Below are 18,470 nucleotides of genomic sequence, written 5' to 3'. Positions count from 1 at the left end.
CGCACACTGAGTAGCCGATCGGCTACTCAGTGTGCCGTCGCCTGTCAGTCGCAGCAGTCGGGGTCGAGCCCGGACGGCAGGTACTCCCCACCGAAGACCGCGCAGGTGGCGTCGTGGCCGCCCAGCGCGGCGACGGCCAGCAGCAGCGAACCCGCCGTCCAGGTGGTGAGCTCGCGGGGCCATATGGCGTCGTCGTCGAAGACGTAACCCGTCCAGTACAGGCCGCTCTCCGCGTCCCGCAGGTGCTGCACCGACTGCAGGATCTCCAGCGCGCGGTCGGACTCGCCCATCGCCCACAGGGCCAGCGCGAGTTCGCAGGACTCGCCGCCGGTCACCCAGGGGTTGGGGACGACGCAGCGCACACCCAGGCCAGGGACGACGAAGCGGTCCCAGTCCGCCTCGATGCGCTCCTTGGCCTCGGTTCCGGTGAGCGCGCCGCCGAGGACGGGGTAGTACCAGTCCATCGAGTAGCGGTCCTTGTCGAGGAAGCGCTCGGGGTGGCGGCGGATGGCGTGGCGCAGCGCCCCGGCCGCCAGCTCCCAGTCCGGCTGCGGCTCCTCGCGCTGCTCGGCGATGGCGAGGGCGCAGCGCAGCGCGTGGTGCACGGAGGAGCTGCCGGTGAGCAGGGCGTCGGCCGCGGGGGTGCCGTCGTCGTCGCGGCGCCAGCCGATCTGGCCGCCGGGCCGCTGCAGCCGCAGCACCCACTCGACCGCCGCGTACACGGTGGGCCACATGCGGTCCAGGAACGTGTCGTCGCCGGTGGACAGGTAGTGGTGCCAGACGCCTACGGCGATGTAGGCGACGAAGTTGGACTCGCGGCCGCGGTCGGTGACGTCGTCGTGGGCACCGTCGGCGTAGGCCGCGTACCAGGAGCCGTCCTCGTTCTGATGGGCGGCGAGCCAGTTGTACGCCCGCTCGGCGGCCTCGTGCTCGCCGGCCGCGTCCAGGGCCATGGCGGCCTCGGTGTGGTCCCACGGGTCGAGGTGGTGCCCGCGGAACCAGGGGATCGCGCCGTCCTCCCGCTGCACGGCGAGGACGCCGCGTACGGTCGCGGCGGCCTGCTCGGCGGTGAGGACCCCGGGCAGGACGAGGTGTTCTGTCCGGGGGGTGGTCACTTGGCGGCCGCCTCGGAGGTCTCGTCCACCCGCGGGAGGTGGGGCTTGGTGGCGTAGACGACGAAGCTCTTGCCGATGACCGGGTTCAGCGCCTGCTCGGCGATCCGGGTGGCTAGCGGCTTCTTCATGATGTCCCAGACCAGCAGCTTGTGGTACGCCCGCACCGGTAGCGCCTTGTCGTTGTCCACGCCGAACGCGCACTTCAGCCACCAGTAGGGCGAGTGCAGGGCGTGCGCGTGGTGGCTGCCGTACGGCCGCAGGCCGGCCTCGCGGACCTTGCCCAGCAGCTCGTCGGCCTTGTAGATGCGGATGTGGCCGCCCTCGACCTCGTGGTAGGCGTCGGACAGCGCCCAGCAGACCTTCTCGGGGCCGTAGCGGGGCACGGTGATGGCGATGCGGCCGCCGGGCCGGAGCACGCGCACCATCTCGGCGAGGATGCCCTTGTCGTCGGGGATGTGCTCCATCACCTCGGAGATGATGACGACGTCGAAGGACTCGTCGGGGAAGGGCAGCGCGAGGGCGTCGCCCTCCATGGCTGTGGCGGTGGCGCCGGCCGGTGCCTCGCCGGCCTCCTTCATGGCCGCGAACCACTTGGCGACCTCGCGGATCTCCTCGCCGTTCTGGTCCAGGGCCACGACCTGCGCGCCACGCCGGTAGCACTCGAAGGCGTGCCGGCCGGCACCGCAGCCGAGGTCCAGGACACGGTCGCCGGGGGCGAGCGGGAACCGGGAGAAGTCGACGGTCAGCACGTGGCCCTGCTTTCGCGGTCGGAGGTTGCGCGGTCGGAGGCGAGTGGTTCTCGGAGTACGGCGGCGGGCGCGGCGCCGGGCCGGTCCTGGGCACCCGTACGGCCACTGTGGCCGGCCATGGCCTCCCGGTAGCGGGCCACCGTTCCCTCGGCGGCCCGGGCCCAGGTGAAGCGGCTCAGTACCCGCTCGCGGCCGGCGCGGCCGAGGCGCTCGCGCAGTCCGGGGTCGCCCAGCAGCCGCACGAGCCCGACGGCGAGGGCTCCCGCGTCGCCGGGCGGCACGGCCAGGCAGGTCTCGCCGTCGCGTCCGGCGACCTCGGGGATGGCACCGCCGGTGGTGGCGACCAGGGGGGTGCCGGTGGCCATGGCCTCGGCGGCGGGCAGCGAGAAGCCCTCGTAGAGCGAGGGCACGCAGGCGACCTCGGCCGAGCGGATCAGGTCGACCAGTTCGGCGTCGGAGATGCCCTTGACGAACTCGACGGCGTCTTCGAGGCCGTAGCGCTCGATCGCCTGGGCGACGGGGCCCTCCGTGGGGCGCTTGCCGACGACGACGAGGTGGGCCGCCGGGTGTTCGGTGCGCACCTTGGCGAGGGCCTCCACGAGGAAGACCAGGCCCTTGAGGGGGACGTCGGCGCTGGAGGTGGTGACGATCCGGCCGGGCACCTCGGCGACGGCGGGGTTCGGCGCGAAGAGGTCGGTGTCGGCGCCGATGTGGACCACGTGGACGCGGTCGTCGCGGACGCCGAGGTGGTCCACGATCTCCTGGCGGGAGCTGCCGGAGACGGTGAGCACCGAGGGCAGGCGGCGGGCGACGCGCTTCTGCATCCGGGTGAAGGCGTACCAGCGGCGCACGGACAGACGGCGCTGCCGGCTCTCGGCCGCGTCCAGCTCCAACTGCCGGTCGACGGTGATGGGGTGGTGGATCGTGGTGACCAGGGGGGCGCCGATGTCGCCGAGCAGGCCGTAGCCGAGCGTCTGGTTGTCGTGGACGACGTCGAACTCGCCGCGGCGGGCGCGGAGATGGCGTCGGGCGCGCAGGGAGAACGTGAGCGGCTCGGGGAAGCCGCCGGTCCACATGGTGGCGACCTCGAGGGCGTCGATCCAGTCCCGGTACTCGTCCCGCCCGGGGGTGCGGAAGGGGTCGGGCTGGCGGTAGAGGTCGAGGCTGGGCAGCTCGGTGAGGCTCAGGCCGTCGTATCCCTCGTCGAGCACGGGATAGGGCTGGGCGCCGATGACCTCGACCCGGTGGCCGAGGCGGGCCAGCTCGCGGGAGAGGTGCCGGACGTAGACGCCCTGGCCGCCGCAGAACGGGTTCCCTTTATAGGTGAGAAGCGCGATGCGCAGCGGTCGCCCGCCGTCAGCTGCGAGCTCCGGCCGGGGCCCCGCCTGACTGGCCTGAGCGGTCACTCCGGGCCCCCTTCTCCCTGCACTGTCCCGCGACACTATGACGGGACGCTAATCTAGAACAAGTTTCAGACTTGATCGTTCAAGAGGCTCTGAATCTACCGGCAGGTAGGGGCCCTGACAGCAGTGGATCAGGTGATTCACGCCACGGCGCGAACCCCCCGCCATGCTGGATGATCACGTGCCCTACAGATGTCCTCACCGACTGTCACGGAGCGGGACCCATGCCTGCGGAATCCAAGCTGGAAGCCGGGAGTGTCCGGCCCCCCACGGCACCGCTGACCGAGCGGCAGGAGGCCCGCCGCCGCCGCATCCTGCAGGCGAGCGCCCAACTGGCGAGCCGGGGCGGTTTCGACGCCGTGCAGATGCGGGAGGTCGCCGAGTCCTCGCAGGTCGCCCTCGGCACCCTGTACCGGTACTTCCCGTCGAAGGTGCATCTGCTGGTCGCCACCATGCAGGACCAGTTGGAGCACATGCACGGCACCCTCCGCAAGAAACCCCCGGCGGGCGACTCGCCGGCCGAGCGGGTCGCGGAGACCCTGATGCGGGCGTTCCGGGCCCTGCAGCGCGAGCCGCAACTGGCGGACGCGATGGTCCGCGCCCTCACCTTCGCCGACCGCAGCGTCTCCCCCGAGGTCGACCAGGTCTCCCGGCAGACCACGGCGATCATCCTCGACGCGATGGGCCTGGACCACCCGACCCCGGAACAGCTCTCCGCGGTCCGCGTCATAGAGCACACCTGGCACTCGGCCCTGATCACCTGGCTCTCGGGCCGCGCCTCCATCGCCCAGGTCAAGGTCGACATCGAAACGGTGTGCCGGCTGATGGACCTGACGGATCCGGAGGTCACCCCGAGGGCGCGCTGAGGGCGGCCCTCGGGTGCCGTCCAAGGGGGAGCGGCAGCCGCGATGTTCCGCCGCCGTGTGAACGCCTCCGGCGTCAACTCCCTCTCGAAATGGCCGTGACCCCGGTCACCGGGTCCGTGTGCTCACAGCCACTCATCAGCCTCGGCGGGGCTGCCGGTAAAGTGGCGGCGTCGTCATCACACCCGTACGGGGGGAAGCCGGTGCAATTCCGGCGCTGACCCGCAACCGTGAGCCGTTCGTCACCCGACGGTGAGCCGGACCACCCCGTACGGGACGTTGACCGGCTCGCGTGCGCGGCGGCCCGCCGTGCACGGCACCGTCGAGGTTTACGGAGCCGAGCCGCCCGGGGTGTTTCCCGTGCGCTGCCGGTTCCTCGCAGGGAGAGGCAGTCGCCGACCATGAACGTCCGCCGCAATGCCGCGGCTCTCGCCGCCATAGGCGTGCTGGCCGCCGCCGCACCCGCCACCGCCGCCGACACGTCCCCCTCCGCTTCGCCCAAGGTGGCGGTTCCGGCCGGGCTGTTCGGCAAGTCCGACCCGACGTACGACGGCGTCTGGCGCCAGTCCCTCGCCCTGCTCGCCCAGCGCACCCTCGGCTACCGGCCCGCCGCCCCGGCCGTCGACTGGCTGGTGGGACAGCAGTGCGCCAAGGGCGGCTTCGCCGCGTTCCGGGCGGACACGGCCAAGCCCTGTGAGGGCAAGGGCGGCGCCCAGCCCGACACCAACAGCACGGCCGCCGCCGTCCAGGCCCTGCAGGCGCTCGGCGGACACGGCGCCGAGATACGCGGCGCCCTGGTCTGGCTGAAGAACGCGCAGAACAAGGACGGCGGCTGGGGTTACACGCCGGGCAGCCCGAGCGACACCAACTCCACCTCGGTCGTCATCGGCGCCTTCGCCGGGGCCGGGGAGGACCTCGGCAAACTCCGCGCCGACAAGAGCACCCCGTACGAGCTGCTGAGCGCGCAGGCGCTTGCCTGCGACGCGGACGGCGGTGGCGCCCTCGCCTACCAGCCGGACAAGAAGGGGCGCCTGGTCGCCAACGCGGACGCCACGGCGGCCGGTGTGCTGGGCGCCCTCGGCAAGGGGTTCGTCAACGGGCCCGGCAAGACCCGCGCCAAGGACCCCGCCTGCTCCTCCTCCGGCAGGGCCACCGAGGGCCGGGTCGCGGACAACGCCGCCGCGTATCTCGCCCACGCCGTCGCCGGGTCCGGCCACCTCAAGTCGGCGCTGCCCGGCGCCGAGGACCAGCCCGACTACGGCAACACCGCGGACGCGGTCGTCGCGCTCGCGGCGGACGGCTGGAGCGCGCAGGCGAAGAAGCCGTACGCCTGGCTGGAGAAGAACGCGGCCGGCTGGGCCCGGCAGAGCGGCCCGGCCGCCTACGCCCAGCTCATCCTCGCCGCGCACGCGGTCGGCGCCGACGCACGGCACTTCGGCGGCACCGACCTGGTGCGGTCGCTCAACGCCACCGGCCCGGCGCCACGCGCGGCCGCCCACACCGAGGAGTCCGGCAAGCGGGCCGAGGACGACTCGAACACCGGTGTCTGGTGGATCGTCGGCGTCGGCCTCGTGGCCGGCATCGGCATCGGCTTCCTGCTGAGCGGCCGCCGGAAGAAGCAGCAGCCGTGACCGCCGTCCGCCGTGCCGTCGCCCTGCTCCTCGCCGCGTTCGTCGTCCTGGCCGGCGCGGCGCAGGCGCAGGCCGCCGGGTACCGTTACTGGTCGTTCTGGGAGCGGACCGGCGGGCACTGGTCGTACGCCACCGAGGGCCCCTCGACCGCCCGTCCCGACGACGGCGCGGTCCAGGGCTTCCGCTTCGCGGTGAGCGAGGACTCGCAGGACGCGACCCGGCCGCGCGGCACGGCGGACTTCGCCACGATCTGCGCCGGCACGCCCGCGAAGGCGGGCACGAAGCGGGTGGCCCTCGTCATCGACTTCGGCACGCCGGCGGACGCCCCCTCCGGCGAGACCCCGCCCGAGCGCCGCACGGCCTGCGCCCGGGTCTCCTCCGACGCGACGACGGCCGAGGCGCTGGCCTCGGCCGCCAAGCCCCTGCGCTACGACACCAACGCCCTGCTCTGCGCGATCGCCGGGTATCCGCACAAGGGATGCGGGGAGCAGGTGTCGGCGCAGGAGAAGCCGGTGAAGGCCGCGAAGAAGCCGGAGCCGGACGGCGGTCCCTCGCTGGGGCTGCCGATCGGTGTGGGCGTGGTCGCGGTGCTGGCCGGGGCGGCGGTGTGGCAGTCCCGGCGGCGGCGCGGGAATGCGTAGCCGTAGCAGCACTGCCATCGCGGCCACCACGCAGGCGGGCGGTCGTGCCGGCACGGCCGCGGAAGGTCGTACCTCCGCGAGCGTGGACGGCCGTGCCGCCAAGACCGTGGGCAGCCGTGGCGCCGGGGCGGGGAGGCCGGGCGCGGGCGCGCCCCGGGAGCGCGGGCGAGCGGAAGCCGCTCCCGTCCGGCCCCGGCACGGCCGTGCGCCGCTGCACCCCGGCGCCTGGTGGCTGTGGTCCCTCGGCCTCGGCACCGCCGCCACCCGCACCACCAACCCTCTCCTCCTCGCCCTGCTGATAGCCGCGGCGGGCTATGTGGTGGCGACCCACCGCTCCTCCTCCCCCTGGTCCCGCTCCTACGCCGCCTTCGCCAAGCTCGCCGTCGCCGTGCTCCTCATCCGCCTCGCCTTCACCGTCGCCCTCGGCTCCCCCATCCCCGGCACCCATGTGCTGCTCACCCTCCCCGAGGTCCCGCTCCCGCACTGGGTCCAGGGCATCCGGCTCGGCGGCCGGGTCACCGCGGAGGCGCTGCTCTTCGCCGGCTACAACGGCCTGAAGCTGGCCACCCTGCTCATCTGCGTCGGTGCCGCCAACGCCCTCGCGAGCCCGGCCCGTCTGCTGAAGTCCCTGCCCGGCGCGCTGTACGAGGTGGGCGTGGCCGTGGTCGTCGCGCTCACCTTCGCGCCCCACCTCATCGCCGACGTCCAGCGGCTGCGCGCCGCCCGCCGGCTGCGCGGCCGTCCGGACCGGGGCGTACGGGGCCTGCTGCAGGTCGGACTGCCGGTGCTGGAGGGCGCGTTGGAGCGTTCGGTCGCGCTGGCCGCCGCGATGGACGCCCGCGGCTACGGCCGTACCGCCGAGGTCCCGGCCCGCGTGCGCCGTACGACGACCGCGCTCACCCTGGGCGGGCTGCTCGGCGTCTGCGCGGGAACGTACGGGCTGCTGACCGCGGAGGGCGGCACGTACGGGATTCCGGTGCTGGGCGCGGGGGTCGCCGCCGCGCTGGCCGGTCTGCGCCTGGGCGGCCGCCGGTCCCCGCGCACCCGGTACCGGCCGGATCCGTGGGGGGTGCGGGCGTGGCTGGTCGCGGGCTCGGGGGCCGGGGTCGCCGCGCTGCTCACACTCGCCGCCGTACGCGATCCGGACGCGCTGCATCCCGGGGTGGTCCCGCTGGTGGCGCCCGCCCTCCCGCTGTGGCCGGCCGCGGCCGTACTGCTCGCGCTGCTGCCCGCCTTCGTCGTACCCAAGCCCGTCGAGGAGCCGTCGTGATCCGCTTCGAGGATGTCAGCGTCACGTACGAGGGCGCGGGCGAACCGGCCGTCCGGGGTGTGGACTTCGAGGTGCCCGAGGGTGAACTCGTGCTGCTCGTGGGCCCGTCCGGGGTCGGCAAGTCGACCGTGCTGGGCGCGGTCAGCGGGCTGGTGCCGCATTTCACCGGCGGCACCCTGCGCGGACGGGTCACCGTGGCCGGCCGGGACACCCGCACCCACCAGCCGCGCGAACTCGCCGACGTGGTCGGCACGGTGGGCCAGGATCCGCTCGCGCACTTCGTGACGGACACGGTGGAGGAGGAACTCGCCTACGGCATGGAGTCGTTGGGGCTCGCTCCGGAGGTGATGCGCCGCCGGGTGGAGGAGACCCTGGACCTGCTGGGTCTCGCCGACCTGCGCGACCGCCCCATCGCCACGCTCTCGGGCGGGCAGCGGCAGCGGGTCGCGATCGGCTCGGTCCTCACCCCGCACCCCCGGGTCCTGGTCCTCGACGAGCCGACCTCGGCGCTCGACCCGGCCGCGGCGGAGGAGGTGCTGGCCGTGCTGCAACGTCTGGTCCACGACCTCGGTACGACGGTGCTGCTGGCCGAGCACCGACTGGAGCGGGTGATCCAGTACGCCGACCGGGTCGTCCTGCTGCCCGCCCCCGGCGCCGCCCCGCGCTACGGCGACCCGGCCGAGGTGATGGCCGTGTCCCCGGTGTACCCGCCGGTGGTGGGCCTGGGCCGGCTGGCGGGTTGGTCGCCGCTGCCCCTGACGGTCCGGGACGCCCGCCGCCGCGCCTCCGCCCTGCGCGACCGCCTCGGCGGGCCCCGGCAACCCCACGGCGAGGAACCGCCGGCCACGCCTGACTCCCCGGCGACCGAGCCGCCGGCCGGCCGTCCCCTGCGGAGCGGGCGGAGCGGCTCCGACAGCCTGTCGTCCGAGCCGAACGATCCGAACGGTTCCGACACCCCGCCGACCCAGCCGAACGATCCGAACGGCTCCGGCAACCCGCCGACCGAGCCGACCGCCTCGGCTCCCGCCGCCACGCCCAAAACGCCCCCCACCCCTCTCCCCTCCCCCCGGCGCCGCCTCTTCCGGCGGCCCAACGCCGAGCCGCTCGACCACCCCGCCGCGGCCCGGCAGAGTGGTCCGGCGTTCCCCGCCGACGGGCCGCCGCACACCACCGCCGCCCCGCCGCCCGAGCCAGGCACCCCGGCCCACACCCCCACGCCCGAAGCACCCCCCGCCCCTCTCCCCTCCCCCCGGCGCCGCCTCTTCCGGCGGAACTCCGCGCCCCTTGTTCCGTCCTCCGCCGCGCCGCGGGTCGCCGAGGTTCGGGGCCTGGGGGTCCGGCGGGGGCCGATCACCGCGCTGCGGCACGTCGATCTGGGCGTGGCGCGTGGTGAGACGGTCGCGCTGATGGGGCGCAACGGCGCCGGGAAGTCCACCCTGCTCGGCTCCCTGGTCGGCCTGGTGGAGCCCACCGCCGGCTCGGTGCGCGTCGGCGGAGCCGTCCCGCACCGCACCCCGCCGGGGGAACTCGTCCGCCGGGTCGGCCTGGTCCCGCAGGAGCCGCGGGACCTGCTGTACGCGGACACGGTGGCCGCCGAGTGCACGGCCGCCGACCGGGACGCGGGCGCCGAGCCGGGCACCTGCCGGGCGCTGGTGTCCGAGCTGCTGCCCGGCATCACCGACGGCACCCACCCCCGGGACCTGTCCGAGGGCCAGCGTCTGGCGCTCGCCCTGGCGGTCGTGCTGACCGCCCGCCCTCCCCTGCTCCTGCTCGACGAGCCGACGCGCGGCCTGGACTACGCGGCCAAGGCCCGGCTGGTCGCCGTGCTGCGCGCGCTGGCCGCCGAGGGGCACGCGATCGTCCTCGCCACGCACGACGTGGAGCTGGCGGCGGAGATCGCGCACCGAGTGGTGCTGCTCGCCGACGGCGAGGTGATCGCCGACGGCCCCACGGCGGAGATCGTGATCTCGTCGCCGTCCTTCGCCCCGCAGGTGACCAAGATCCTCGCCCCGCAGCGATGGCTGACGGTGGCCGAGGTCCGGGAGGCCCTCGCATGACCCCCTCCCCCGCTCCCCGCGCGACCCCAACCCCCCGTCCCGTCCGGGCCGTTCGCCTCGGCCCGCGCTCCCTCGCCGCATTGTGCCTGGTCAGCGCGGTCGGCGTGGTGGCCTTCTGCTGGCCCTTCCTCGCGCCGCCCACCTCGCGGCTCAGCGCGCACGCCGAGGACGCGCCCTGGCTGTTCGCCGGTCTGCTGCTGATGATGATCGCGGTGGTGGCGGCGACGATCTCCGAGTCCGGCCTCGGACCCAAGGCGGTCGCGATGCTGGGTGTGCTGGCCGCGACCGGCGCGGCCCTGCGACCGGTGGGCGCGGGGACGGCGGGGATCGAGCCGATGTTCTTCCTTATGGTGCTCAGCGGCCGGGTGCTCGGCCCCGGCTTCGGTTTCGTCCTCGGCTCGGTGACGATGTTCGCCTCCGCGCTGCTCACCGGCGGGGTCGGGCCGTGGCTGCCGTTCCAGATGCTGGCGATGGGCTGGTTCACCATGGGCGCCGGGCTCCTGCCGGGGCGGACCCGGCTGCGCGGCCGGGCCGAACTGCTGCTGCTGGCCGCCTACGGCTTCTGCGCGGCCTTCGCCTACGGCACGGTCATGAACCTGGCCGGCTGGCCCTTCATGGGCTCCGGCACCTCGAACATCGCCTTCGACGCGCATGCCTCGGTCCCCGCCAACCTGGCCCGGTTCGCCGCCTACTGCCTGGCCACCTCGCTCGGCTGGGACCTGGGCCGGGCGCTGTGCACGGTCGTGCTGGCCCTGGCGCTCGGTCCGGTGCTGCTGCGGGCGCTGCGCCGGGCCACGCGGCGCGCCGCCTTCGAGACCGCGGTCACGTTCGACGCACCCGCTGGGTGAGGACCCGTATCCGGGCCGTCAGACCGCCGGTGAGGCACCCCACATGACGCAGGTCACCTACGATCCGGGGCCGTACTCCCGTTTGTCCGATACGTCCCCTCACGCACCCCTCCTGACCTGCGCCTTGAGACGCGGGCCACACGGGCGCGATACCCCGCCGTTCCGGCCACAACTAGTAAAAGGGGTCATTGCGGACACCCGTCGGGCCTGTTTCTCTGGACGACGTCGCCAGGCGCCGCAGCCCGAAAGGGCCGGGGCGCCGACGTACGCGGCCCCCGTATGACGGGCGGCTCCGGCATACGGGCGACTCCCCGTCCCCGACGCAAGAGGTTCTCCGTGTCCGTCTCCTTCATCAGCCGCATCGCCTCCCCGAAGAAGGCCCTCACGACCGTCGCCCTGGCCGCCGCCACCGCCGGTATGGCGATGTCCGCGGCGCCCGCCCAGGCCGCCACCGACTCGGCCTCCTCCGCCCGGACGATCGCGCACAAGATGATCCCGGACGCCGCGCAGTACGACGCCTTCAGCAAGATCGTCGAGCACGAGAGCGGCTGGAACCCCAGCGCCACCAACGGCTCCTCCGGCGCCTACGGCCTGGTGCAGGCCCTGCCCGGTTCGAAGATGGCCTCCGCCGGCTCCGACTGGAAGAGCAACCCGGCCACCCAGATCAAGTGGGGCCTGGACTACATGAACTCCCGCTACGGCAGCCCGGTCAAGGCCTGGAGCTTCTGGCAGGCCAACGGCTGGTACTGAGCCACCCGCGCTTCCGCACCCGCATCGCATCCGCACCCTCGCCCCGCCCGGCGAGGGTGCGCGCGCATGTCCGCGCGTTGCGCGGCGCCTCACGGAGGGCGCCCGGCGGCCGGGGGAGCATGGTGGGCCTGGCACCAGCCCTGTCCGTCCGGCCGACCGGAGGAAGCATGACCGCGCCGTCACCGCCCGAGCCGGAGCCGGAGACGCGCGGGGTACGGCTGGTGGCCGTGCTGCTGGCGCTGACCGTGGTGAGCGGCCTGATCGACGCGGTGAGCTATCTGGGCCTGGGCCGGGTGTTCACGGCCAACATGACGGGCAACGTGGTGGTCCTGGGCTTCGCCGCCGCGGGCGCCCCCGGTTTCTCGGCCCCGCTCACGGCGACCTCCCTGGCCTGCTTCCTGCTGGGCGCGGTGGCGGCCGGCCGGGCGGCGGCCCGCTTCGGCGGCGGCTCGCGGCGCGGGTGGGCCCGCCGGATCCTGGCGACGGAGGCGGTGCTGCTCGGCGGGTCGGCCGTGGTCGCCTTCGCCTGGCCGGGCACGACCGGCACCCGGTACGCACTGATCGCCCTGACCGCCTTCGCGCTGGGCCTGCGCAACGCGACCGTCCGCAAGCTGGGCATCCCCGATCTCACCACCACGGTCCTGACGATGACCCTGACCGGTCTGGCCTCCGAGTCCCGCCTCGGCGACGCCACCGGCCACCGCTCCCCGCGCCGCACGGCGGCGGTGATCGCCATGGTCGCGGGCGCCTGCCTGGGCGCCTGGCTGGTCCTCCACCAGGGCCTGGGCGTCCCCCTGCTGATCGCGGCGGCGGTCTCGGGGGTGCTGGCGGTGGTGGCGTCGGGGCGGGAGTGAACACTCCCGGTACCGACGGGAGGATATACCTCCACACATCCGCGCATACCTCGCGTTTCTGTCCGCGCCACGAAAACGCGAGTGGACTTCGGTTGCCCCAATCGGGCGCGAGAAGGATCACATGGCCGGGCCGGCATGACCCGGCTCGATCGGGCAGGAGTACCTGCATACGGGCCCTTTAGCTGCACTATGCATCGACTCGCGTACATGACGTAAGCAGGCGAAGTCCGCCTATCGTCGCTTTTCGGCCTGCTGTCCGACACCGCCGTCGCCCGGGCCCTGTCACTGTCCCCGTCGAAAGGTAGGCGAGCCCCGTTTTGGCGACCGCCGCTGCCGTTACCCCGCACCTGAAGACCCCGCGGGCCGCCAAGGCCCACGCCGACGTCACCGTCACCGACTCAGCCATGGTGAAGCGCGCCGTGAAGGCGGCAGCGCTCGGCAACGCCATGGAATGGTTCGACTTCGGTGTCTACAGCTACATCGCGGTCACTCTGGGCAAGGTCTTCTTCCCGTCAGGCAACCCGACCGCACAGCTGCTCTCGACGTTCGGCGCCTTCGCCGCGGCCTTCCTGGTCCGCCCGCTGGGCGGCATGGTCTTCGGCCCGCTGGGCGACCGCGTGGGCCGCCAGAAGGTCCTCGCCGTCACCATGATCATGATGGCGGTGGGCACGTTCGCGATCGGCCTGATCCCGTCGTACGCCTCGATCGGCGTGGGCGCGCCACTGCTGCTGCTGGCCGCCCGCCTGGTGCAGGGCTTCTCCACCGGTGGCGAGTACGCGGGCGCGTCGACGTTCATCGCGGAGTACGCGCCGGACAAGAAGCGCGGCTTCTTCGGGAGCTGGCTGGAGTTCGGCACGCTGGCCGGCTACATCGGCGGCGCGGGCCTCGTCACCCTCATGACGGCCCTGCTGTCCACGCACGACCTGCTGACCTGGGGCTGGCGGATCCCGTTCCTGATCGCGGGCCCGATGGGCATCATCGGCCTCTACCTGCGGATGCGCCTGGAGGAGACCCCGGCGTTCGCGGCCGAGGTCGAGAAGGCGGAGGCCGCCCGGCCCAAGGTGCCGCTGCGCGAGATGGTCGCGGGCCAGTGGAAGGCGCTGCTGCTGTGCATGGGCCTGGTGCTGGTCTTCAACGTCACCGACTACATGCTGCTGTCGTACATGCCGAGCTACCTGACCAGTGAGCTGAAGTACGACGAGACGCACGGGCTGCTGGTCGTGCTCGGCGTGATGGCCCTGATGATGATCGTCCAGCCGTTCGCCGGTGCGCTGACCGACCGTGTCGGCCGCCGCCCGGTGATCGCCGCGGGCTGCGCGGGCTTCCTGCTGCTGTCCGTCCCTGCCGTACTGCTGATCCGCCAGGGCAGCCTGGTCGCGGTGGCCCTGGGCATGGGCGCGCTGGGCCTGCTGCTGGTCTGCTTCACCGCCGCCATGCCGGCCGCGCTGCCCGCGCTCTTCCCGACCCGGGTCCGCTACGGCTCCCTGTCGATCGGCTTCAACGTGTCGGTGTCCCTGTTCGGCGGTACGACCCCGCTGGTGGTCACGGCACTGATCGGCGCGACCGGGAACATGATGATGCCCGCGTACTACATGATGGCCGCGGCCGTCGTGGGCGGGTTCGCCGTCTGGCGCATGTCCGAGTCGGCGGGCCGCCCGCTGCCGGGCTCGGCCCCCTCGGTGGAGCGGTAGGCGTCATTCACCTTCGACCGGCCCCCGGAGCGCGAGCGCCCGGGGGTCGATCGCTTGGGAACGCCGGCCCACGGGTGCCCGCCGCTTCCGGGGTGCGAGCCCACCGGGGCCGCGCCCCGGAACCGTTCCCTCACCGGCACCGTCTGTAGCCCCGTGAAACGCGCCCGCGTACTGACCCTGCTGCTCGCCCTGCTCGGCGTCCAGCTCGGCTGGCTGCTCGCCCCCGCCTATGCCTGCGGCTGCGGCGCCATGGTCCCGGACCCGGCGCAGCGGATCGCCGTCGCCGACGAGCAGTCGGTGCTGCGCTGGGACGGCCGCCAGGAGCAGATCGTCATGCGCCTGACGGTCACCGGAGACGCCCGGCACGCCGCCTGGATCATGCCGGTGCCCCACCGGGCCGGCGTCCGCCTCGGCGACCCGGCCGTCTTCGAGCAGCTGGCCCGCGCCGTCGCCCCGGTGCACCGCACCCGGTACCACTTCTGGCCGGGCAACGGCGACCGGCCCTTCGACGGCGGGGACGGCGCCGCCGACGCCGCGCCCCCCGGAGCCGGGGCCGGTGTCGGTGTGGTCGACCGGCAGCGGCTCGGCCCCTTCGACGTGGCCCGGCTGACCGCCACCGACCCGGCCGCCCTCGGCACCTGGCTGCACGACCACGGCTTCACCTTCCCGGAGCGGCTGAAGACCGCCCTCCAGCCGTACGTCGACCGGCGCTGGGAGTACGTGGCCGTACGGCTCGCCCCCCGGACCGGGCGGACCGCCCTGAACGGCGCCCTCGACCCCCTGCACCTCACCTTCGCCGCCGACCGGCCGGTCTACCCGATGCGGCTGTCCCGCCTGGCCCGCACCCCGCAGTCCCTCGGCCTGTACGTGCTCGCCGCGCACCGGATGGAGCCGCGCACGGCGATCGGCGGCACGCCGCCCCGCGTGGTCTTCGCCGGCCGCCTCGGCAAGCCCTCCGGCGCGCTGGGCAGGCTCGCCGCCGGGACGCCGTACCTGACGGCCCTCAACCAGCGGTTCCCCGAGCCCGCCCGGATCTCCGGCGACCACGAGCTGCGCCGCGCGGCCGCCGACACCCCCGTCCAGCAGGTGTTCTACGAGGACCGGCTGCGCGAGGTGGCCGGCATCCCGGCGTGGCTGCTCACCGTGGGCGGCGGGCTGCTGTCGGCTCTCACGGCCGCCGCTCTGCTCGCCGTACGCCGCTCCCGGCGGCCGGTGACCGCACCGCCGCCGGTGCAGCCACCGCCGCCGCTCCCCCCGTCCGCGCCCGTTGGCTGAGACGATGCGGGGGAAGGCCCAAGGAGCCCCGGGAAGAGACTCGGGCGGACACTCGGGAAAGGCAGCAGGCGCATGAGCTCGCAGCTCTGGGACGACGTCGACTTCTACTTCAGCAGCCATCTCGCACCGGAGGACGATGCGCTCCAGGCGGCCCTGCGCGACAGCGAGGTCGCCGGGCTGCCTCACATCAGCGTGACGGCCACCCAGGGCAAGTTCCTCCAGCTGCTCGCGGAGATCCAGGGCGCCCGGACCGTCCTGGAGATCGGCACGCTCGGTGGTTACAGCACCATCTGGCTGGCCCGCGCCCTGCCCGCCGACGGCAGGCTGATCTCGCTGGAGTACAGCGCCAAGCACGCCGAGGTGGCGACCCGCAACATCGCCCGGGCCGGTCTTGAGCGGATCGCGGAGGTGCGGGTGGGCCCGGCCCTGGAGTCGCTGCCCAAGCTCGCCGACGAGAACCCCGCCCCCTTCGACCTGGTCTTCATCGACGCCGACAAGCCCAACAACGCCCACTACGTGGAGTGGGCGCTGCGGCTGAGCCGCGCGGGCAGCCTCATCGTGGTGGACAACGTGGTGCGCGGCGGGCGGGTCGTCGACGCCGACAGCAGGGAGCCGGACGTGGTCGGCACGCGCCAGGCCATCGAGCTGATCGCCGCCCACCCCAGGCTGAGCGGCACGGCGGTGCAGACGGTGGGCAGCAAGGGGTACGACGGATTCGCGGTGGCCCGGGTACTGGGCTGAGCCACCCCGCCGGCCGCTCCGCCCCGGGGCTCAGACCTCGTGGAAGAAGCCGACGTTGACGCTGCGCGGCGCGGTGCGGTCCTGGACGACGACCTCGCCGGAGCCGCCGCGCGGCAGCGTCACGGCGGCACCGTAGGCGACGGTCTGCGCGTACTCGCCGACGATCAGCCGCACTTCGGCGGACGGCTCGGCCTGCGAGCCGCGCAACCAGGAAAGCTGCCAGCCGCCGTCGGGGCCGCACCGGAACTCCAGGTGGACGCGGGAGACGAACAGCCAGTCCTCGGGGGTGACCAGCCGGCACACGGACGCGTCCCGGCCCACGCGCAGCACGGCGCCCGGATCGCTGGGCGCGTCGGCCATCGTCATGCCCGCGGTGGCGCCCGTGTCGGCGCCGGAGACGGTGGCCATGGTCAGTTCGAGCACGTGCGTTCCCCCTGAAGATGCTGCGACGTCGAAGAAGCGGCGGCGTCGGAGACGTCCTTGCGCGGTGGCCTGTTTGCCGCACCGCCGCCGCATGATAAAACGCCCGGCGGGGCCGCGTCCGGCACAATGGGCTCATGACCGAGCGAAAGCCACCGGGGGTTCCGTTCGAGTCCTGGATCGACAAGCAGATCCGGGACGCGCAGGGGCGCGGTGAGTTCGAACGGCTGCCGGGCGCGGGTGAGCCGCTGCCCGCCGACCTCGACTCCACGTACGACGAACTGTGGTGGGTCAAGCGGAAGATGGCCCGCGAGGGTCTCGCGGTGCTGCCGCCGGCGCTGGCCCTGCGCAAGGAGGCGGAGGACGCGCTCGTCGCGGCCTACGCGGCGCCCTCGGAGCGGATGGTCCGGAAGATCATCAACGATGTCAACGTGAAGATCCGCGACATGATGTTCAAGCCACCGCCGGGACCGTATCTGGGCAAGAAGCCGTACGACGTCGAGGAGGTCGTGCGCGAGTGGCGGCAGCGCAGGACCGCCGCCACCCGCGCCGAACCGGGCCCGGCGGGCTGAACCGGGCCCGGGGTTCGTGCCCGGTTCAGAAGTGGAGCAGGCGGTCGGCCAGTTCGCGGTAGTCGCGCAGGGCCAGGCGCAGTCGCTCGGTGTCCGTCTCCCGGCCCGGGCCGTCCTCCTCGCGGCCCGGGCCGTTCTCCTCGCCGCTCTGCCACGAGGAGCGCAGGGCCCGGCGGCGCCGCGTCACGGCGTCGCTGAACCGCGCGGCGATCTCCTCCAGCGTCCGGTCGGCCTCCTCGACGGCCGTCTGCGGTTCCTCCACGAACCCGGCGAGCGTCTGGTGCAGCTGCGCCTCCCACTTCTCCGCCTCCGCGCTCGCGAGGAGCGGGGCGTGCCTGCCGGAGTCCTTGCCCTCGGTCCCGGACCGACCGGTGTCGCCCGTCCGGGCAGCGGCGGACCCGGAGGGTCCTGTGTCCGCCCCGGGGGTGGCGGCCTCGGCGGTGCCCCTCTCAGTAGTTCCGGACCCGGCATGGCCGATGCCCGCCGCGCTCGTTCCAGCCGCCCCCGTCCCGGCCGCGGCCGGGCCCGGGTGAGTCTCCGAGCCGCCCCGCGGCGTGCGGTCGTCTCCCGTCAGCCCGTCCAGCCCCTCGTGGCCGGCACCGGCCTCCCCGGGGAGCAGGCCCGCTCCGCCCTCGGGGCGGTGGACCGACTCGCTCTGCACCGGCTCACCCGTGAGCCGCTCACCGACCCGGCGCTCCTCGTCGGGGCGTCGCCCGGCACCGGTGGCGTCGTCTTCGGCCGGGTACCTCTCGGCACCCGCCGCCGCATCCCTGTTCTGCGCCATCGCTCAGACTCCCCTCGGGTGGCTCTTGCCGAACATCCCCGGCTTGCCGGACGACTGGCGCCCGGTGTCGTCGCCCGTCCCGCTGGCGACCTCGGAGCGGCTGTGACCGGTCGCCCGGGCGGAGTCGTTCATCAGGTCGTCGAAGAGGGCACGCGCGTCCATCAGAGCGGTGCGCAGCTCCTCGGTTCCGGCAGCGGACTCGCCCGTCCCGGCCTGGCTGACCCGGTGCACCCGCCGGTAGCCCTCGACGTGCTGGGCGTGGTGCACGGACAGCGCGGCGAGCTGCTCCTCGTAGCGCCCGCCGTCCGGGTAGCCGCGGAAGGCGGCGAGATCCGACAGCAGCCGGTCGGCCTCGGCCACCGCCTCCCGGGGCGCCTCCACGAACCGCTCCTGCACGGCCGTCCAGCGAGCGGTGTACTGCTCGCGCTCGGCGGGCTCCAGGGGGCGTTCACGCAGCTTGCCGTGGCGCTCCAGACGCTCGGTCAGCTCTCGCTCGGCGGCCTTGGCGTCGCCGTCGTGCCGGGCCACGGTCCGCTGGTACTCGGGCCCGAAGCGCCGCTTCAGGTCCGGTCCGCCCTGCCGGCCGCGGCCGCGCATTATCAGGGTGACGGCGAGGACCAGGGCCGCCACGACCACGATCACAGCGATGATCATGCCTGTTGACATGGTTGCCTTCCGGAATCGGACCGGCCCCGCTGGCCGGCTCTCCTTCCGTGTGACCCGGAAGTCAGCGCACAAACGGTGGCCCACCGGCGAAGCGGCGCACGCATATCCGGTTGCGCCGGGCCCGGGCCGGCACCGGACAA

Annotated in this window: 18 protein-coding genes and 1 riboswitch; of the genes, 12 read left to right on the top strand and 6 right to left on the bottom strand. The window is 73.9% G+C overall.

Annotated features, from left to right (window positions below; translation table 11 throughout):
- Window positions 1–44: 44 nt before the first annotated feature.
- From ACFVVO_RS29370 to ACFVVO_RS29360, 3 genes are read right to left on the bottom strand one after another with little or no spacing between them, the layout of a single operon-like run.
- The gene (locus ACFVVO_RS29370) at window positions 45–1,115 is read right to left on the bottom strand and encodes a prenyltransferase (protein ID WP_390058863.1); all 1,071 of its coding nucleotides are present in this window, start codon (window positions 1,113–1,115) and stop codon (window positions 45–47) included.
- Complete coding sequence (locus tag ACFVVO_RS29365; RefSeq protein ID WP_390058862.1) at window positions 1,112–1,864, bottom strand: class I SAM-dependent methyltransferase; 753 nt, start codon at window positions 1,862–1,864, stop codon at window positions 1,112–1,114. The genes ACFVVO_RS29370 and ACFVVO_RS29365 overlap by 4 nt, the downstream gene beginning before the upstream one ends.
- The gene (locus ACFVVO_RS29360; protein ID WP_390058860.1) at window positions 1,858–3,270 is read right to left on the bottom strand and encodes a glycosyltransferase family 4 protein; all 1,413 of its coding nucleotides are present in this window, start codon (window positions 3,268–3,270) and stop codon (window positions 1,858–1,860) included. Before ACFVVO_RS29360 ends, ACFVVO_RS29365 begins: the two co-directional genes overlap by 7 nt.
- Before the next feature lie 221 nt (window positions 3,271–3,491).
- On the opposite strand from ACFVVO_RS29360, the gene ACFVVO_RS29355 reads away from it, so the two are divergent.
- From ACFVVO_RS29355 to ACFVVO_RS29305, 11 genes are all read left to right on the top strand, one after another.
- Window positions 3,492–4,133: a TetR family transcriptional regulator gene (locus ACFVVO_RS29355; protein ID WP_390058858.1), complete on the top strand. Its 642-nt coding sequence runs from the start codon at window positions 3,492–3,494 to the stop codon at window positions 4,131–4,133.
- 190 nt (window positions 4,134–4,323) lie between these two features.
- A riboswitch (cobalamin riboswitch) is annotated at window positions 4,324–4,398 on the top strand.
- A 133-nt stretch (window positions 4,399–4,531) separates the two neighbouring features.
- The gene (locus tag ACFVVO_RS29350; protein WP_390058857.1) at window positions 4,532–5,761 is read left to right on the top strand and encodes a prenyltransferase/squalene oxidase repeat-containing protein; all 1,230 of its coding nucleotides are present in this window, start codon (window positions 4,532–4,534) and stop codon (window positions 5,759–5,761) included.
- Entirely contained in the window at window positions 5,758–6,402 is a 645-nt protein-coding gene (locus ACFVVO_RS29345) for an SCO2322 family protein (RefSeq protein WP_390058855.1), read from the top strand. Before ACFVVO_RS29350 ends, ACFVVO_RS29345 begins: the two co-directional genes overlap by 4 nt.
- Window positions 6,403–6,634: 232 nt before the next feature.
- The gene (locus tag ACFVVO_RS29340; RefSeq protein ID WP_390059100.1) at window positions 6,635–7,672 is read left to right on the top strand and encodes an energy-coupling factor transporter transmembrane component T; all 1,038 of its coding nucleotides are present in this window, start codon (window positions 6,635–6,637) and stop codon (window positions 7,670–7,672) included.
- Window positions 7,669–9,729, top strand: a complete 2,061-nt coding sequence (locus ACFVVO_RS29335) for an ATP-binding cassette domain-containing protein (RefSeq protein WP_390058854.1) — start codon at window positions 7,669–7,671, stop codon at window positions 9,727–9,729. Before ACFVVO_RS29340 ends, ACFVVO_RS29335 begins: the two co-directional genes overlap by 4 nt.
- Entirely contained in the window at window positions 9,726–10,577 is an 852-nt protein-coding gene (locus ACFVVO_RS29330) for an ECF transporter S component (protein ID WP_390058853.1), read from the top strand. Before ACFVVO_RS29335 ends, ACFVVO_RS29330 begins: the two co-directional genes overlap by 4 nt.
- A gap of 336 nt (window positions 10,578–10,913) precedes the next feature.
- Window positions 10,914–11,327 (top strand): transglycosylase SLT domain-containing protein, encoded by a 414-nt coding sequence (locus tag ACFVVO_RS29325; RefSeq protein WP_390058851.1) that lies wholly within the window; start codon window positions 10,914–10,916, stop codon window positions 11,325–11,327.
- Window positions 11,328–11,494: 167 nt separating this feature from the next.
- Window positions 11,495–12,181: a YoaK family protein gene (locus ACFVVO_RS29320; protein ID WP_390058850.1), complete on the top strand. Its 687-nt coding sequence runs from the start codon at window positions 11,495–11,497 to the stop codon at window positions 12,179–12,181.
- 317 nt (window positions 12,182–12,498) lie between these two features.
- A complete protein-coding gene (proP, locus tag ACFVVO_RS29315) occupies window positions 12,499–13,872 on the top strand; it encodes a glycine betaine/L-proline transporter ProP (RefSeq protein WP_390058848.1) in 1,374 nt (457 codons plus the stop codon).
- 153 nt (window positions 13,873–14,025) lie between these two features.
- Window positions 14,026–15,147 carry a DUF2330 domain-containing protein gene (locus ACFVVO_RS29310; protein ID WP_390058847.1) on the top strand — a complete coding sequence of 374 codons (1,122 nt, stop codon included), beginning with the start codon at window positions 14,026–14,028 and terminating at the stop codon, window positions 15,145–15,147.
- A gap of 72 nt (window positions 15,148–15,219) precedes the next feature.
- A complete protein-coding gene (locus ACFVVO_RS29305; RefSeq protein WP_390058846.1) occupies window positions 15,220–15,888 on the top strand; it encodes an O-methyltransferase in 669 nt (222 codons plus the stop codon).
- A gap of 30 nt (window positions 15,889–15,918) precedes the next feature.
- Here the strand turns inward: ACFVVO_RS29305 and ACFVVO_RS29300 are convergent, their stop codons facing one another.
- A complete protein-coding gene (locus ACFVVO_RS29300) occupies window positions 15,919–16,311 on the bottom strand; it encodes a hypothetical protein (RefSeq protein WP_390058844.1) in 393 nt (130 codons plus the stop codon).
- Between the two features lie 134 nt (window positions 16,312–16,445).
- On the opposite strand from ACFVVO_RS29300, the gene ACFVVO_RS29295 reads away from it, so the two are divergent.
- Window positions 16,446–16,880: a DUF1992 domain-containing protein gene (locus ACFVVO_RS29295; RefSeq protein WP_390058842.1), complete on the top strand. Its 435-nt coding sequence runs from the start codon at window positions 16,446–16,448 to the stop codon at window positions 16,878–16,880.
- A 25-nt stretch (window positions 16,881–16,905) separates the two neighbouring features.
- On the opposite strand, the gene ACFVVO_RS29290 is transcribed toward ACFVVO_RS29295, so the two are convergent.
- Window positions 16,906–17,664, bottom strand: a complete 759-nt coding sequence (locus tag ACFVVO_RS29290; protein ID WP_390058841.1) for a hypothetical protein — start codon at window positions 17,662–17,664, stop codon at window positions 16,906–16,908.
- A 3-nt stretch (window positions 17,665–17,667) separates the two neighbouring features.
- A complete protein-coding gene (locus ACFVVO_RS29285) occupies window positions 17,668–18,330 on the bottom strand; it encodes a hypothetical protein (protein ID WP_390058840.1) in 663 nt (220 codons plus the stop codon).
- Between the last annotated feature and the right edge of the window lie 140 nt (window positions 18,331–18,470).

The sequence above is a fragment of the Streptomyces sp. NPDC058145 genome (genome assembly GCF_042884245.1).
Classification (GTDB): Bacteria; Actinomycetota; Actinomycetes; order Streptomycetales; family Streptomycetaceae; genus Streptomyces.
The sequence above is the reverse complement of the archived record's forward strand: the minus strand, read 5'-3'. Positions and strand labels throughout refer to the sequence as shown.